General features: G+C 62.7%; 16 protein-coding genes. 5 read left to right on the top strand and 11 right to left on the bottom strand.

Annotated features, from left to right (window positions below; genetic code table 11):
• Positions 1-54: 54 nt before the first annotated feature.
• The 5 genes from QYE47_RS18595 to QYE47_RS18575 are packed head-to-tail and all read right to left on the bottom strand — an operon-like array spanning position 55 to position 3,818.
• Positions 55-1,035 (bottom strand): FecR domain-containing protein, encoded by a 981-nt coding sequence (locus tag QYE47_RS18595; protein ID WP_070384338.1) that lies wholly within the window; start codon positions 1,033-1,035, stop codon positions 55-57.
• Complete coding sequence (locus QYE47_RS18590; protein ID WP_010955272.1) at positions 1,032-1,607, bottom strand: RNA polymerase sigma factor; 576 nt, start codon at positions 1,605-1,607, stop codon at positions 1,032-1,034. The genes QYE47_RS18595 and QYE47_RS18590 overlap by 4 nt, the downstream gene beginning before the upstream one ends.
• Before the next feature lie 5 nt (positions 1,608-1,612).
• Complete coding sequence (locus QYE47_RS18585; protein WP_014592328.1) at positions 1,613-1,939, bottom strand: DUF3325 domain-containing protein; 327 nt, start codon at positions 1,937-1,939, stop codon at positions 1,613-1,615.
• Positions 1,939-3,516, bottom strand: coding sequence for a PepSY domain-containing protein (locus tag QYE47_RS18580; RefSeq protein WP_070384339.1), 1,578 nt, complete (start codon positions 3,514-3,516; stop codon positions 1,939-1,941). The genes QYE47_RS18585 and QYE47_RS18580 overlap by 1 nt, the downstream gene beginning before the upstream one ends.
• Complete coding sequence (locus QYE47_RS18575; RefSeq protein ID WP_070384340.1) at positions 3,513-3,818, bottom strand: DUF3649 domain-containing protein; 306 nt, start codon at positions 3,816-3,818, stop codon at positions 3,513-3,515. The genes QYE47_RS18580 and QYE47_RS18575 overlap by 4 nt, the downstream gene beginning before the upstream one ends.
• Before the next feature lie 256 nt (positions 3,819-4,074).
• Here QYE47_RS18575 and QYE47_RS18570 point away from each other — a divergent pair, with 256 nt between their 5' ends.
• The gene (locus tag QYE47_RS18570) at positions 4,075-4,422 is read left to right on the top strand and encodes an HPF/RaiA family ribosome-associated protein (protein WP_014592331.1); all 348 of its coding nucleotides are present in this window, start codon (positions 4,075-4,077) and stop codon (positions 4,420-4,422) included.
• Positions 4,423-4,542: 120 nt separating this feature from the next.
• Positions 4,543-4,833 (top strand): DUF3509 domain-containing protein, encoded by a 291-nt coding sequence (locus tag QYE47_RS18565; protein ID WP_026031873.1) that lies wholly within the window; start codon positions 4,543-4,545, stop codon positions 4,831-4,833.
• 3 nt (positions 4,834-4,836) lie between these two features.
• Here the strand turns inward: QYE47_RS18565 and QYE47_RS18560 are convergent, their stop codons facing one another.
• Entirely contained in the window at positions 4,837-5,307 is a 471-nt protein-coding gene (locus QYE47_RS18560; protein ID WP_003251685.1) for a phosphate-starvation-inducible protein PsiE, read from the bottom strand.
• A 740-nt stretch (positions 5,308-6,047) separates the two neighbouring features.
• Here QYE47_RS18560 and QYE47_RS18555 point away from each other — a divergent pair.
• Positions 6,048-6,311, top strand: a complete 264-nt coding sequence (locus QYE47_RS18555) for a YebG family protein (RefSeq protein ID WP_014592333.1) — start codon at positions 6,048-6,050, stop codon at positions 6,309-6,311.
• A 55-nt stretch (positions 6,312-6,366) separates the two neighbouring features.
• On the opposite strand, the gene QYE47_RS18550 is transcribed toward QYE47_RS18555, so the two are convergent.
• The gene (locus QYE47_RS18550; RefSeq protein ID WP_010955279.1) at positions 6,367-7,386 is read right to left on the bottom strand and encodes a Glu/Leu/Phe/Val dehydrogenase dimerization domain-containing protein; all 1,020 of its coding nucleotides are present in this window, start codon (positions 7,384-7,386) and stop codon (positions 6,367-6,369) included.
• Positions 7,387-7,510: 124 nt separating this feature from the next.
• Between QYE47_RS18550 and QYE47_RS18545 the strand changes: the two genes are divergently transcribed.
• Positions 7,511-8,317 (top strand): SirB1 family protein, encoded by an 807-nt coding sequence (locus tag QYE47_RS18545; RefSeq protein ID WP_064491624.1) that lies wholly within the window; start codon positions 7,511-7,513, stop codon positions 8,315-8,317.
• On the opposite strand, the gene maiA is transcribed toward QYE47_RS18545, so the two are convergent.
• The 3 genes from maiA to hmgA are packed head-to-tail and all read right to left on the bottom strand — an operon-like array spanning position 8,311 to position 11,553.
• A complete protein-coding gene (gene maiA / locus QYE47_RS18540; protein WP_019436967.1) occupies positions 8,311-8,943 on the bottom strand; it encodes a maleylacetoacetate isomerase in 633 nt (210 codons plus the stop codon). The two genes, QYE47_RS18545 and maiA, sit on opposite strands and share 7 nt — an antisense overlap.
• Before the next feature lie 12 nt (positions 8,944-8,955).
• Complete coding sequence (fahA, locus tag QYE47_RS18535) at positions 8,956-10,248, bottom strand: fumarylacetoacetase (protein WP_014592336.1); 1,293 nt, start codon at positions 10,246-10,248, stop codon at positions 8,956-8,958.
• 3 nt (positions 10,249-10,251) lie between these two features.
• Entirely contained in the window at positions 10,252-11,553 is a 1,302-nt protein-coding gene (gene hmgA, locus QYE47_RS18530) for a homogentisate 1,2-dioxygenase (protein WP_070384341.1), read from the bottom strand.
• A 112-nt stretch (positions 11,554-11,665) separates the two neighbouring features.
• On the opposite strand from hmgA, the gene QYE47_RS18525 reads away from it, so the two are divergent.
• A complete protein-coding gene (locus tag QYE47_RS18525) occupies positions 11,666-12,499 on the top strand; it encodes an IclR family transcriptional regulator (protein WP_041167073.1) in 834 nt (277 codons plus the stop codon).
• Here QYE47_RS18525 and QYE47_RS18520 read toward each other — a convergent pair.
• Positions 12,430-15,654 (bottom strand): hypothetical protein, encoded by a 3,225-nt coding sequence (locus QYE47_RS18520; RefSeq protein WP_041167074.1) that lies wholly within the window; start codon positions 15,652-15,654, stop codon positions 12,430-12,432. The genes QYE47_RS18525 and QYE47_RS18520 overlap by 70 nt on opposite strands.
• Positions 15,655-15,755 lie beyond the last annotated feature (101 nt).

Genomic DNA, 15,755 nt, shown 5'->3' with positions numbered 1-15,755 from the left:
ACAGGGGGGGGGCTGTAGGGGCGGGTTTACCCGCGAAGAGGCCGGCACAGGCAACTACCGAATCAGGGTCAAACGCCCCAACACGGTCTGCCGCGAGAAACCCATCACCTTGCCCAGCGAATCCAGCGCCAGCAGCGGCTCGGCCACCGGGAAACTGCCGCTGACCTTGCGCTGCCCCAGGTCACCATCGAGCAACAGGATACGCCCCGGGTAATAACGCCCAAGGTCATCTATCACCTGCGCCAGCGGCACCTGGTAATAGTTCAGCCACCCCTGGCGCCAGGCCAGGCGGTTGTCACTGTCCACAGCCAAGGTGTCGCCTACCCTGCCTGCGCTGTAGGCCACCTGCTGGTTGGCTGTCAGTTCTCGCGCCAAAGTGCCCTGCGCGGGGCTGACACCCACACGCCCGCTACGCACCGTCACCTGGGCGCCTTCGCTTTGCTCACGCACCTCGAACTGGGTGCCAAGCACACGCACTTCGCCGCCGGCAGCTTCCACCAGGAACGGCTCACCGGTATGAGAAACCTCGAAGAACGCCGCGCCATGCAGCAACCGCACACGGCGCTCACCCTGGGCGAAATCGACCGCAATGGCGCTACCTGCATCAAGCGTCACCTGTGACTGGTCGGCCAAGGTCACCTGGCGAATCTGCCCGGCACTGCGGTAGTCCGCCTGCAGGTCCTGCAACCAGTACCCTGGGTGCCAACCACCAGCGACGCCCACGGCCAGCACCAGGCAGGCTGCCAACGCCAGCCCTGCCACCCGCCGCCAGCCGCCACGAGCGGGTGGTCTGGCCATGGCATCGAGGTAGCGCTGCAGGGCGTCCTGTTCCTCGTCCGCCAGCCGCGCCGCCGGGGCGGCGCTTTTCTGCCACAGCACCTGGGCCTGTTCATAAGCTGCCCGGTGCGCGGGGTCGGCCAGCAACCAGCGCTTGAATGCCGCCCCTTCGGCTTGCCCGGGTTGCTCGTTGATCCGGTTGAGCCATCGCAGGGCAGCCTGAAACTGCGCTTCGGTGATCGGCGGTAAACGGCTCATCGACGGGCGCTCCCTGGCCGGCGTGGGGTGGACGCGGGCTCGGCAACACTCGCCTTGCACGCTTCAAGGGCGCGCATCATATGCTTTTCCACGGCGCTCTGTGACAGCTGCATGGCTTTGGCGATCTCGCTGTACTTGCAGCCGTGAATGCGGTTGAGCAGGAAGATCTGCCGGGTGCGCTCGGGCAAGGCACGCAAGGTGGCCTCGATACGCTGCAAGTCGTGGTCGACCTCCACGGCCTGTTCAGGGGCCTGGGCCAGGCTCGCCTCGCTCACCGGCACAGCGGCTTCGGCCACGCGTTCGCGGCTACTTTCGCTGCGCAGGTGGTCTATGGCCAGGTTGCCCGCGCAACGCAGCAGGTATGTGTCCAGCGCCTCGACCTTGACCTCGGGGCGACGCCAGAAACGCAGAAACAACTCTTGGACCAGGTCCGAAGCGGTGGCGCGGCAGCCGACTCGACGACTCACCAGCGCCTCCATACGCGCACGCTGGGCCTGGAACACCTGGACGAAACGTGCACGTGCGCCTGCGCTGTCAGCGTGAGGCTCGATGATATCCCCTGGCTCGCTCACGGGGGTCACACGGCAAACACGGCGAGCATCGGGCCCAGCACCACGCTGGCGGCGGCCAGGCCCAGCAGCAGACGAGGCTGGTACGGCAGGCCGAACACCCACAGTGTTACCCCGGCCATCATCACCGCGGTCCACTCCACCAGGCCGAGGGCCCAGCCACGCTGGTGCACGCTGAGCACCAGCGACAGTATCAGCAGCAGCCAACCTGCGACACGCAACAGGTGCAAGTGGCGCGGGCGCGGCTTGCGCCCGAGCAAGTCGCTGAAGTGCTTTTCCATCGCCAGGCACAGGGCAACGAAGCCTGCAAAGGCGATCAGTGCGTTACCCAGCATCAGCTCGCCCCCACCGTTTCAATGCTCGGCTTTTTTGTCGCACGCGCGGCGCGCTTGGCTACGGGCGTGGGGCTGGCCAGCATCTTGCGAGCCAGCCAGGCCAGAAACAGGCCGGTCCCCAGGGCTGTCAGGTCGAAGCCGGCCATGGCCCAGTCGCCCTCCAGCACCGAATGGTTCAAGCCCCGGTCAGTCGTCAGGCCATTGAGCAACGGCAGCAGGGCGAAGGCCAGCGCCCCCAGCGCCAGTTGCTCGCCCCAGGCCTTGCGCCCGCTACGTAGCACGGCGTGCACCAGCGACAGGCCCCAGGCGATGAAGAAAGCATTCACCTCCCAGTCGGCCCGGCCTTCGACAGCCATGGGCACCAGGCGGTTGGCCCAGAAGAAGCTCGCCACCGCCAGCAACAAGCCGCTCATGCTGGCCATATTGAGCACTTCGACCAGGCGCAGCTCACCTGGCACAGCTCCGCTCTTGGCGTGCTTGAGCTGGCGCTTGCCCAACCACATCACCAACCCGGTACCAATCACCGCAGTACCGGCCACGCCAAAGAAGAAGTACAGCCAGCGCAGCCAAGGCCCGGCAAAGTTACCCATGTGCAGGCCGGCAAAACTGAAGGCGGTCATCATTACCCCGCTCTCTGGCTTGCCCTGGCTCAACAGCGCACCACTGGCCCCATCGAATGTCCAGTTGGCACTGCGCCGATAAGCCACGTGGTCGGCTGCCGATTGGGTGAAGGTGACGCGGGCATTGCTGTCGCCCGGGTTCTGCACCTGGATGTTGCCGACACGTGCCCCCGGCTGCAGCTCCTGCACCTTGGCGTACAGGCTCGGCAGCGCTACCAGCGGCGTGGCCACCTGGGCCGCCTTGGGCGCATCGTTGCGGCCAAACAGGTCGTTGAAGTACTTGCCGGTATCATTGCCGTAGCTGGCCATGATGCCCGCCGGCATCACCATGTACATGAATAGCACCAGGCTGCTGTAGCTGATCATCAGGTGAAACGGCAGCACCAGCACGCCGATGGCGTTGTGCCCGTCCAACCAGGAACGCTGCCCCTTGCCAGGGCGGAAGGTGAAGAACTCCTTGAAGATCTTCTTGTGGGTAATGATGCCGGTGACCAACCCCAGCAGCATGATGAAAGCGCAGAACGTCGAGAGCCAACGGCCAACCGGGTAAGGCATCTGAAGCTGGAAGTGAAAGCGGTAGAAGAACTCACCACCGCGGCTGTCACGTGCTTCCACCGGCTGGCCGGTCTGGGTATCGAGGGTTTTCCTGACGAAGCCACGCGGGCCGCCACTGGGGTCGCGGTAGCCCACACTCAAGGCGGCCTCCCGCTCGTTCGGCATGCGAATGAACCAGGTACTCGAATGCCCTGCATTGTCCTGCAGGTAACGTTGAGTGACAGCAAGGCTGTTGATCGGGTCCAGGGCATGGCTGCGCACTTCAGGTTGCGACCAATGAGTGATTTCTTCCTTGAAGTACGACAGCGTGCCGGTAAGGAAGATGGCGAACAACAGCCAGCCGAAGATCAGGCCGGTCCAGGTGTGCAGCCAGGCCATGGCCTGGCGGAAGCCTTCTTTCATGGGTTTTTCATCCAGTAGGCAACGCCGCTGATCACGCCCAGCAGCAGGCTTGGCGCCAATACGCCCAACCAGGCACGCCAGGCGCTGCGGCAGGCGAAACACCAGATGAACGCCAGCAGGTAGAAGACGAACGACATCAGCAGGCCGGTGAGCGTGGCATCGACCTTGGGCAGTGGCGCCAGCAAGGCAATACAGACGCTGGCCATCGACGCCAGCAAGTAGCCGCCCAGCAGCGCGGCCAGGCTACGGGATGTCACGGCCAGGCGATAGCTGAGGGGAAGGCCGGCGGTTTTGCGCGTCATGGCGGGGTCCGGGCGTTTTAAAGGCTGCAATAATAATGATTTCAATTCTCATAAGCAAAGCCCAGAACCCGCCAGCCGATTGGCCGACGGAGCGGCATGCCGCAGTCAGCCAATCTGCAACAAGAAATTTATTTTCAAAAAGGGCTTGAATTCATTCCGCAGTTGCCTGACCTTAGAGTCAAGAGGCGCAGAAATTCCAAGGGTCTCAAGGGCCTAGGCGCGTCTCCATGCGAGCAAGCTGAATAAGGATTGAATCATGCAAATCCAGGTCAACAGCAGCAACGATTTCGACGGTAACGCCCGGCTCGACCAGTGGGTCCGCAGCACACTGCAGAACTCGCTGGAACGTTACGAAGAAGACCTCACCCGCATCGAGGTTCACCTGCGCGACGAGAACGGCGTCAAGCCCGGACCGCATGACAAACGCTGCCAGATGGAGGCTCGCCCGAAAGGCCACCAACCGATTTCCGTGACCCACACCGCCAGTTCGCTGGACCAGGCAGTCGACGGTGCCGCCACCAAGCTCAATCACGCGCTGGAGCACTTCTACGGCAAACTGCGCAGCAAGCGCGGCGCCTTGGAACTGAGTGACCCGGACGCCTGATCGGCAATGCAAAACGCCCGGCCTTGAGCCGGGCGTTTTCGTTTGTGCCGATCAATGGCGCTGAACCAACGTGCGAACGTCCCGGTCAACCTCTGCATCACTCACCGCAGAAGCAAGACCATGAACAACCCATTCGAACGAATCAGTGCTGCATTCGCCCCCGAATACCGGGTGAACCTGAGCATTGCCAACCTCGACGGCAGCATCATGCTGACCCTGTCCGACGACGCCGGCGTGGTCGCCAAACGCCTCATCACCCCGGCCCAACGCAACGACCCGGTGCGCCTGCAACGGGTGATCGACAGCATCCGCCTGGGCCTTGCGATCGAACTCAGCCAGAACCCCCTGCAAGTGCTGGCCGCGCTGACCCGTGACGCCCGCCACGAGCCGCGCCATTTCGTTGCCAACTGAGGGCTACTTGCCCTCCTCCACTGCCTTGCCGTTGGCGTCCAGCACCTTGGTCGAGGGGTAGCGGTACGACGCGTAGCGCACCACCAGGATCGAGAACGCCAGCAGCAGGATGCCGCCGCACAGGTACAGCAGCCCTTCATCCGGTGCCTTGTGGTGCGAAACATCGCCGATCAGCAGGCGAGTGAGTGCGGTGATTGCCACGTACAGCAGGAAGCGGATCGGCATGTGGTTGGTCTTGAAGTAGATCCCCACCATCGCCCCCAGCTCCAGGTAGATGAACAACAGCAGGATGTCATCGACACTGATCCCGCCCTTGCCCAGCATGTCCAGGAACGTCACCACTGCCGCGTAGGCGGTGATGGCGCCAATGCCGAACAGCGCCAGGTAATGGAACGCCTCGACGCACAGGTTGCCCAGCGAGTCGGCCGAGCCGTGCAGGCCCTTGCGCAGTTTTTCTGCCCATTTGATGTTCACGATGTTCCATTCCCCGATACGTCTTTAAGGATGATGCGTCGCTGATGTGACGCTTGTGCCATGCAGTTAAAGGGCCAAGCCCCTGTCTTGGAAGGCGACCGATTGCCGCAAGGCACCTTGAGGCGTGGCACGATGCATGAACTGGAGGCGCTGCGGGCTCTGCTTGAGTCGGCACTGGTTCAGGTGCAGATGCCCGCTGAGCCCAGGACTTCGCACTAAGGCTGGTTAATGTGACGGAAGGGCCGGCCTCTTCGCGGGCTCGCCCGCTCCCACAGGGTCACCACAGTCGTCAAGACTTGCACAGTACCTGTGGGAGCGGGCGTGCCCGCGAAAGGGCCGGACCTGCCGACCAATATCCCGCGGTCATTCACCGTCGAACCCGCCACCGCATTCGTCAATCGGTGGTGTCGCCAAAAACTGAGCTGCGCCCCGGATGTTGGATTTTATGTCCAACATCCGGGGCGCACCTCAAACCCGTTGTAGGGGCGGGTTCACCCGCGAATAGGCCGGACCTGCCGGCCAATATCTCCCGGTCATTCACCGTCGCAGCCGCCACCCCATTCCCGGGCAAGCCCGTTCCTACATCCGTTTCTAGAAAATGGTTCCTGGCAAAGGCGCACCCGCAGCGCTCGGTCTATGCCACGCTACAATTTCTGCTTGCGAACCAACCGGCATTGCCATTACTGTATATAGATACAGTAAATCGCAACGCAACCAGCAAAAAGGCATAGAGGTGATGAATGGCCGTCGAAGTGGTGTACCGCAGCAGCCGCGACCCGGAGCGCTTGTTCATGGATAAGGCCGAAGCAGACCGTCACGACAAGATGCTCGAACTGGCCGAGCGCCTGGCCGAAGTGCTGCACAAGGCGGTGCCGTCGCTGAGCGAGCAACAGGTCGAGGAAGCCGGTATCTACATGGCGAAGAACCGCGATGTGTTCGCCCGGGCGTTCAAAAACCAGCCGGATGCGTTGGCCGAACTGCTTGAGGGTACTGCTGCCGAGTGATATCGCTGGAGGTGTGCGGGTTCACCCGCGAAGTGGCCCACCCCATCATCAACCTTCAGCCATACAACAACCGCTCCGCCAACATCTGCGCCACCCTTGCCGGCGAACGCTTCTCCGCCTGCGCATGGCCAAACACTTCGGTCAGCCGTGAAGGGATCCGCGCCAGGTGCGCAGTAATGGTGCGCTGGTCTTCGCCACGGTGGGTGAGTGCTACATAGATCAGCCCACCGGCATTGATCACGTAGTCAGGTGCATACAATATACCGCGCGACTCCAGCTGGTCCGCCACCTGCAAGGTGGTCAGCTGGTTGTTGGCCGCCCCCGCGACTGCCGCACAACGCAGTTGCATCACGCTCTGCCCGTTCAGTACCGGGCCCACGCCGCAGGGTGCAAAGATATCGCAAGGGGTACTGATCAACGCATCGTTGGTCACCGGTTTGGCATCGAACTGCTCCATCGCCAGTCGCACACGCCCCGGATCCAGGTCGCTGACCAGCAGCTCCGCGCCCACCGCATGCAATTGCTCCGCCAGTGCATAACCGACATTGCCCAATCCCTGCACCGCTACCCGCAAGCCTCTCAGGTCATCGCTGCCCAGCCGGAACGAGGTTGTGGCACGTATGCCCGCGAACACCCCCATCGCCGCATGTGGCGATGGGTCGCCCGACGCAGTGGTGCTGGTCACGTAGGGCGTGCTGTGGGCAATGCAGTCCATGTCCAAGGTAGAGGTGCCACTGTCCACGGCGATAATGAAGCGCCCATGCAAGGTATCGATGAAGCGGCCAAAGGCCTCGAACAGCGCGGCGCGGTTTTCCACATGCGGGTTGCGCATGATCACCGCTTTGCCACCTCCCATCGGCAAGCCGGCCAGTGCTGCCTTGTAGCTCATGCCCTGGGCCAGGCGAATCGCGTCAGTCATGGCGCTTTCGTCATCGGCGTAAGGCAGGTAGCGGCACCCCCCCATGGCCGGGCCCAAATGCTCACTGTGGATTGCCACAACGGCTTTCAGGCCCGTAGGCGGGTCATTGAACAGGTGCAGTGACTGGGTACGGGTGCTTTGCATCAGCGCGAACATCGACCGGCTCCCCTGCGAGGTGCTCCTTCCAGTATAGGCACGGCCTCGGCGTTGACGCCGCCGCCGGACCACTGGACGAAACCACGCGCCACGGCTAATACTCAAACGTGTGTGGAGATGCCCCATGAAGCCACGTCAAGCCTGCCTGGCCTGCCTGGAACGCGAGCCTGTCGACCTGCTGGAAGCCGCATTGTGGATTGCCGCCGAGCACGATCCTGGTGTCGAGCCCGCGGCCAGCCTTGCTGCGCTGCACGACCTGCAGCGCGAGATAAGCGCCAACCTGCCGATGCTTCCACTAAGCGAACTGGCCCAGCCACTGCTGCGCCAGCTGAATGCGCTGGGCTTTCAGCAGGATGAATATCACCCCTTGCGCCCCCATGCGGCGATGATGGACAAGGTACTGCAGCGCCGCCGCGGCCAACCACTGACCCTGGCCATCCTCGCTTTGGAACTGGCCAGGCGCCTGTCCATACCGCTGGAGGGTGTGGGCTTCCCTGGCCATTTCCTGCTGCGCGTGCCGGGTGCCGACCACCTGCTCGATCCCTGTGGCGGCCGGCGCCTATACCCCAGCGACTGCCGAGAATTGCTGGCGCGCCAGTTCGGCCCGCACCTGGCGCTGACAGCCGAGCACCTTCGCAGCGCCAGCCCGCTGCAGATACTGCAACGCCTGTCACGCAACCTGCGCCAACTGCACATCAGTAACGATAACCACCTGGCGGCGTTGATCGATGCAGAGCGGATCATGCAGTTGGGCCCAGTGCAGGTGAGCGACTACATGACCCGCGCCTCGCTCTACCATCATCTGGATTGCCCGCAGGCCGAGCGCTTCGACCTGGAGCATGCATTGCTGCTGACGGAAGACCCGGTCCAGCGCCTGAAGCTGTCCGAGCGAATCGGCAAGCTTCCGGCGGCGAACCGTTCACTTCACTGAGCCGGACTGTCCGGCTGCTGGGCGGGGTGGGCCTTGGCGAACGCCGGGTGCGCGGCCGCCAGTGCGGCAACCCGCAGGATGCGCGGGAAGCTGGCGAGGTCGATGTTGAAGCGTTCGGCCGCATACAACTGCGGGATCAGATACACATCCGCCAGCCCAGGCGTGTCGCCAAAGCAGAAACCGTGATCGCCAATCAGTTGCTCCACTGCCGCGAGCCCTTGGCTGATCCAGTGGCCGATCCACTGGTTGACCTGCCCCTCATCCTGACCGGCCTGGCGCAGCCGGTTGAGCACACTGACGTTGTGCAGCGGATGAATGTCGCAACCAATGATGGCCGCCACCCCACGTACCTTGGCCCGTGCCTCGGCTGTGGCCGGCAGCAACGCAGGCTGTGGATAAACCTCTTCCAGGTACTCGATGATCGCCGGCGACTGCACCAGCACCTCACCACCGTCGGTGCGCAAGGCCGGTACGCGGCCCTGCGGGTTGACGGCTACATAGCCCTCGCCGCGCTGCTCACCCTGCAGCAGGTTGACCGGCAGGGACTGGTAAGCCAGCCCCTTCAGTGCCAGGGCAATGCGCACCCGGTAGGACGAGGTGGAACGGTAATAGGTGTACAGCTCCATACCCCTGCCTCCTCAATTGGCTGCGATGACGGTGCCGCGGCATTCACCGAAACCGATGCTGGCTACGCCGTCACGTGTGCAACGGGCACGCAGGATGATTTCGTCGCCGTCTTCGAGGAATTTGCGCACCTCGCCGCTGGCCAGCTCGACCGGCAGTTTGCCGCCTTCGGTGATCTCCAGCAGGCTACCGAACGATCCCGGCGTGGCGCCCGACAGCGTGCCCGAACCGAACAGGTCACCTGGCTGCAACTGGCAGCCGTTGACGCTGTGATGCGCCACCAGCTGCGCCACGGTCCAGTACATGCTGCGGGTGTTGCTCAGGGTCAGGCGGTGCGGGGCAATGCCCTGCTCACGCATGCGCTCGGTCAGCAGCAGCACTTCGAGTTCGATATCGAATGCACCACTGGCCTGGTCGCGCTTGTCCAGCAGGTACGATAGCGGCTGCGGGTCACCTTCGGGGCGTGCCGGCTGAGCACAGCGGAACGGCTCCAACGCTTCGGCGGTGACCACCCAGGGCGAAATGGTGGTGATGAAGCTCTTGGACAGAAACGGCCCCAGTGGCTGGTATTCCCAAGCCTGGATATCGCGCGCCGACCAATCGTTGAGCAGGCACAGGCCGGCTACGTGCTCGGCGGCATCGCCTACCGGAATTGCCTGGCCCATGTCATTGCCCTGGCCAATCCAGATACCCAGTTCCAGTTCGTAGTCCAGACGAGCGCAAGGGCCGAAGCTCGGCTCGGTGTGCCCGGCCGGCAGGGTCTGGCCCTTGGGCCGGCGCACGTCGGTGCCGGACGGCCGGATGGTGGAGGCGCGGCCGTGATAACCGATCGGCACGTACTTGTAGTTGGGCAGCAGTGGGTTGTCGGGGCGGAACAGTTTGCCCACGTTCTTCGCATGCTCGATGCCAACGTAGAAATCGGTGTAGTCACCGATCTGCGCCGGCACGTGCAACTGGCATTCACTGGCCAGGAACAACGCCGGCTTCAAGGCCGCCTGGTGTTCGCTGTGCTCATCGAGCAGCACCTGCAAGCGCTCGCGCAGGGCTACGCGGGCATTGCGGCCCAAAGCGAAGAAGGCGTTCAAAGCCCCGCCGCGGGTGGCTTCAACGGCGGCCTTGGCCGCCCCGTCGAACAGGCCGGCGGCCAGCACCGCCTCCAGGTCGAGGATCGCGTCGCCGATCGCCACGCCACAGCGCCTGGCTTCACCCGGCCGGCTGAAGATGCCCAAGGGCAGGTTCTGCAGCGGGAAGTCGCTGTGCCCGTTGGCGTGCTCGACCCAACTACGGGCATTGGCAGAGTGGTTCATGGGTTATCTCCGGTTCGGGTTGAAGGTGCTCGGCAAAGTCGCCCAGCAACTATCGTAGTCGGCCTGCAATTGCGGGCATTCAAGGGCTTGCAGGCTCGGGCGCAACACTTGGCTGGTCTCGAACATGAAGGCCATGGTGTTGTCGATCTTGTGCGGCGCCAGGTCAGCGGCAATGGCCTTTTCACAGGTTTCGGCGTCGGGGCCATGGGCACTCATCACCCCGTGCAACGAGGCACCACCCGGCAGGAAGCCCTCGGCCTTGGCGTCGTAGGCGCCATTGATCAGGCCCATGAACTCGTTCATCAGGTTGCGGTGGAACCATGGCGGACGGAAGGTGTTCTCGGCCACCATCCAGCGTGGCGGGAAAATCACGAAGTCCATGTTGGCCATGCCATGCACGCTGGTTGGCGAGGTGAGCACGGTGAAAATCGAGGGGTCCGGGTGGTCAAAGCTGACCGTGCCGATGGTGTTGAAGCGGCGCAGGTCATACTTGTACGGCACGTTGCTGCCATGCCAGGCCACAACGTCCAGTGGCGAGTGCTGCAGCTCGCAGGCCCAGTGCTCACCCAAGAACTTCTGTACCAGTTGCACCGGGCCTTCGGCTTCTTCGTAGTGGGCCACAGGCGTGAGGAAGTCACGGGGGTTGGCCAGGCCGTTGCTGCCGATCGGGCCCAGGTCCGGGAGGCGCAGCGGCGCACCGTGGTTTTCCGCGATGTAGCCACGTGCCTGGCCGTCGAGCAATTCGACGCGGAACTTCATGCCACGTGGGATCACCGCAATTTCCAACGGTTCGACCTCCATCACGCCCAGCTCGGTGGCGATACGCAGGCGGCCCTGTTCCGGCACCAGCAGTAGCTCACCGTCAGCGTTGAAGAACACCCGTTCCATGGACCGGTTGGCGCAGTAGATGTAGATGCTCACGCCAGCGGGTTTTTCCGCTGCGGCGTTGGCAGCCATGGGCAGCCATCCTTCCATGAAATCGGTCGGTTCAGCAGGAATCGGCTGCGGGCTCCAGCGCAGGCGGTTGGGGTTGATGCCACCCAGTGGCCCGCCGAGCGGCTGGCGCGCCAGGCGCTCGAAGCGTGGGTGCAAGGCAGAAGGGCGAATGCGGTACAGCCAGGTACGGCGCAGCTCGCTGCGGGCCATGGTGAACGCCGTGCCCGACAGCAGCTCGGCATACAGGCCATACGGGGCCTTCTGCGGGGAGTTCTGCCCGACAGGCAGCGCCCCGGGCAATGCTTCGCTGGCGAATTCGTTGCCGAAGCCGCTCAGGTAGTGAAGGTCGGGCGACGTGTCGCGGTTCATCGATGCCTCCGGGTTTTGTTTTTATCGTAATCAGATTACGAATAACGTAATTTGCTCCGTTCAAGGCGTCAAGCTATAAAGGCGACACGATAAACCCGGAACCTCCCCTCCCATGGCCAAAGCCAGCTCCCCCACCGACACCGGCAAGCAGAAGGTCCGCTCGGCGGAAGTCGGCACCGACATCCTCAAGGCCCTCGCCGAACTCTCACCCTCGACGTCACTATCACGCCTGGCCGAGCACGTGCAGATGCCTGCGAGCAAAGTGCATCGCTACCTGCAGGCGCTGATCGCCAGTGGTTTTGCCGAACAGGATGCGGCCACCAACCATTACGGGCTGGGGCGTGAGGCACTGCGGGTGGGGCTGGCGGCGCTGGGCAGCATCGATGTGCTCAAGGTGGCGGCAATGCCGTTGTCGCAGTTGCGAGATGAGCTCAACGAAAGCTGCTTCATCGCTGTGTGGGGCAATCAGGGGGCCACGGTGGTAAGCATCGAACCTGCCGTGCGCGCAGTCACCGTGGTGACGCAGATCGGTTCGGTGCTGCCGTTGCTCAGTTCGTCCACCGGGCTGGTATTCGCCGCCTACCTGCCCGAGCGAGAAACCCAGGAGCTGCGCGACAGGGAACTGGCCGCGTTGCAACAAACCGCCAGTGACTACCACACACTGCTGGCCGGCATCCGCGAACAGGGCCTGCACCATGTGCATGGCCTGCTGATGCCGGGGGTGGATGCGCTGTCGGCGCCGGTATTCAACGCCATGGGGCAGATCGCCGCGGTGATGACCGTGGTCGGGCCGACGTCGATCTTCCATGCCGATGAACATGGGCCGGCGGCGCAGCGCCTGCTCACGGCCGCACGAACCGTGAGCTGGCGCATGGGTTACGCGGGCAACCCACACTGCGCCTCGACGTCTTGTGTTTCCTCCTCGACGAGCCAGAGCAGTTCCTGAGAGAAGCCGTCATAAAGGGCGGGTGCCACCTCGCTCACCAAATCGCTGTAGTCATCGCATAGCCGCCCGATCACACGCGAGAAGGCCGTGGGCTGCGACACCTCTGCCCGGGAAAGTACGGTGATGTATTTCTGCGCGGCACCGAACAGCCGCGCCAAAACCCCCGTGGAAGCCACCGTTCCTGCAACCCCCGCCGCGAACGACAGCAAGGCGGCAGAGCGGTCGCCATCGCTCCACGCGATGGCCCCGGTGACAAAGGACCTGGCCGCACAGAACAGCCCGACGGCCATGGCCGCCGGCGGAAACGGCACGCAGAGGATGCCTGCCAGTACGATCCCCCACTCCACCACCACGGCCGAAATACGCTCGGCAGCACCGGCGCTGTCTTCAGCGGCTTCGTTGATCATCCGCCTGATACGTTTTTCAAGGTCCTGGACAGGATCCCCGATATGCCCGATCTCCCCTATCGGCGGCCGCACTCCCCTGCCTCGGGCGACGGCATCCAGCACCACCCCAATGCCATCTCCGGCGCGCAGTTGCTCTTCGATCAATGCGTTCAAGCGCGACTGGCTCGATAACGGCACGCGGTCTTGGCAATAACCTGCCAAGTCGTGCTCACGCCAGGTGCTTGCCAGCTCGCTGAGGGTCCGCAGCGTGGGGCCTTGTGCGATTTCCGGCAGATAGACCAGGGGCTCAAGTTCGCGGCCCCAAGCATGTTTCAGCAGGTAGGCACCCTGGACGGGGCAATCGTCCATCCACAACGGATAAAGGCTGCACGCCGCGTCGATCGAGGTTCCCGAAAAAGTGTCGATCACCGACGCCAGCCACTGCGCATGGCGGCCCGACAAGCTGCCCTGAAGTTTCTCGCTGAGAACGGCACGCCTGATCTTCAAAGCAAAGAGCGTGCGATAACACTGCCTGAGCCTTTCATATTCCGGCTTGGAGCGGTCGAGTAACTGCGCTTTCACTTCTTCGATGTACTTGCTGCCCAGGTCGGCAGCACGGATGTAGCTCCCCAGCAGCGCCGGGCTCAGGTGCGAGATATCCTGGCCGTTAGCCGAGGTGATGCGGGCAAAGCCGGAAAAATTGTAATACGTGGGGTACCCTTTGATGACGGTCTGCGTCAGTGTGCGAAAAGCATCCTCTTCCAGCGCTATCAATACCTGATCCGGGTTGATCGGGCCGCCGCGATTGCCCGGGTATGAATTGATCTTTTCCGTCACCTGTCGATGGGCGAAGGTGCGAAAACTCGGCATCTTCATCAGCGACTGGTACCTGGCCTGCGCAAGCTTGAGCAGTTGGTCGGTATCAACCAGTGCCTGCTGCTCGGTACGACTGGCCTTGATGAACCAGCTTGGCGTGGTGGCCTGTTGATCCTCGATCAGGGCAATGATCTTGCGCCTGGCAAGAGCATTGAGCACATCCGGCCACTGCTGGGACTTGATCGGCGCGAGCGTCACGCTGTGCATGGACCAGTCGGTGGGCAGCATCTCGACCTTGCGCAAATGGCGTTTGAGCGAATCATGCTGGGCCCGCGAGCATTGCCCCAGCAGGTACTTACTGCCTACCGGCAACAAGGTCCAGCTACCGATTTCGAGCGCCATTTCCTGAAGTGAGTAGAAAAGATGAAAATCGCCTCCCGGCGCCCCAGGGGCATAGAGCAGGTACTGATCGCCCTGCACCAGGCACAGCAGGTCCTTCAAGGGCGTTTGCGCACCATCGAGGCAAACCAGACCGGCGCTGATGACATTGGCCTGCATTTTCCCCAGGCGTGCGTGGTGCAACAGATCGAACGCCGCTGTGTGAAAACCCTGATGACGAGCGGCCTGATTGGCCAGCGCCAGCCGCGCATCAAGCACCTCACACAGTGCGGCCATGGTCAAAGCGTCGTCATAGAGCGTACGGATCTGTTTGACGTAGTTCACGCGCAAATCCAGTTTTTCGATCACGCTCTGGATAGAGGTAGTCCCCAACAATGAACGGTGCCGCTCACCCAGGACTTCGACCTTGAGCTGGCCCCCGCTGTAGCCACCACTCAACGCCCAATCGAGCAGGGTGTGTTTCATCGCCTGCTCAGGGTCATCGACGTGACTGACACGCAGTCGTACCTGCTCGGGGTCGATATCCAGGCCAAGGGCTTGCTTGACCTGTTTCTTGGCGAAGCTGCGCAGGTCGCGCCATTGCGCCAGACGCTCGGCGCAACGCTTCTCCTTCACCTGCAAGTCATCTTCCAGATGTCGATAGGCTTGCAGTTCCTCGCCCTGCATGAACCGCCGCCATTCGGGCAGCAGGCTGGTGCGGTAAGCTCGCACATGCCGCGTCGCACGTTTCTGCAGCGCAGCCACCAGAGGCTCAAGCCGAGCCGCACTGTCGAGCTGGGCCAGACGCCGCGCGTCGTCGACCTTGACCCGTAGGCTGCGCTGGGTGGCCTTAAGCTGGATAGCTCGTAGATCACGGATGAAATACCTGTGAAGTGGCACTTGCAGCGGCACGAAATCGAGTGTCAAACCCTCTGTAGACAACGCCGCCCGCTCTTGCGAAGACAACAGCCAACGCAACGGGCTGCCTTCAGCAAAGGCAGGGGCGAGCTCACGGGCTGCGCGCACGCGTTCAGTGTCGAACCAGCAACCGCTGGCCAGGCTGTAGACCAGAAAATCCGCAGGTGCGTCGGGGTTCTGTTCGAGGTCATGACTGCTGGCAACGACACCCGGCAAGCGAAAGCGCAAATCTCCGGCAACCAGATACACCTCATGCTTGTTTATGTCCCCGTCCTGCTCAAGGGCCTCGATACCGGCTTCCCAGGCCTTGAACGTAAGGGCCTTGAGGCGCGTTTCAGCAAACATCAGCTGGATCAAATGGGACGCCAGCGTAAGTGGCTTCGTACTTAATCTGGACTGTTGCTCCCACCACCGGTCAAGAACCGCCTGCCTTTGCGGCACAAGCGACTCGACAACCGCCAACGGTAAACGCTTCTGCTCGGTGAACTGTTGTCGATGAGCCTCGGGGATCAGGCTGGCCAGTTGCACAACCGTAGCCATCAGTTGTTGCAGCTCCTGGGCGTGAGCCATCATGGCCTTCACCTGTTCTTTCACAGAGCGTGCATCTGGGCACCCTTCACCGAGATCGGGGGTGCCAAGATTGAAATCGAAAGACATGAACTGTGCTCCAAAATTACCGAAGCAGCAGAGTGAACGGATGATAAAGGCAATAGCGCAGGGAAGCTTACCCAGCACTTGGCACTGTTGCCTGAAACGTA

The sequence above is a fragment of the Pseudomonas sp. 2,4-D genome, from assembly GCF_030418155.1.
GTDB classification, from domain to species: Bacteria; Pseudomonadota; Gammaproteobacteria; order Pseudomonadales; family Pseudomonadaceae; genus Aquipseudomonas; species Aquipseudomonas alloputida.
The sequence above is the reverse complement of the archived record's forward strand: the minus strand, read 5'-3'. Positions and strand labels throughout refer to the sequence as shown.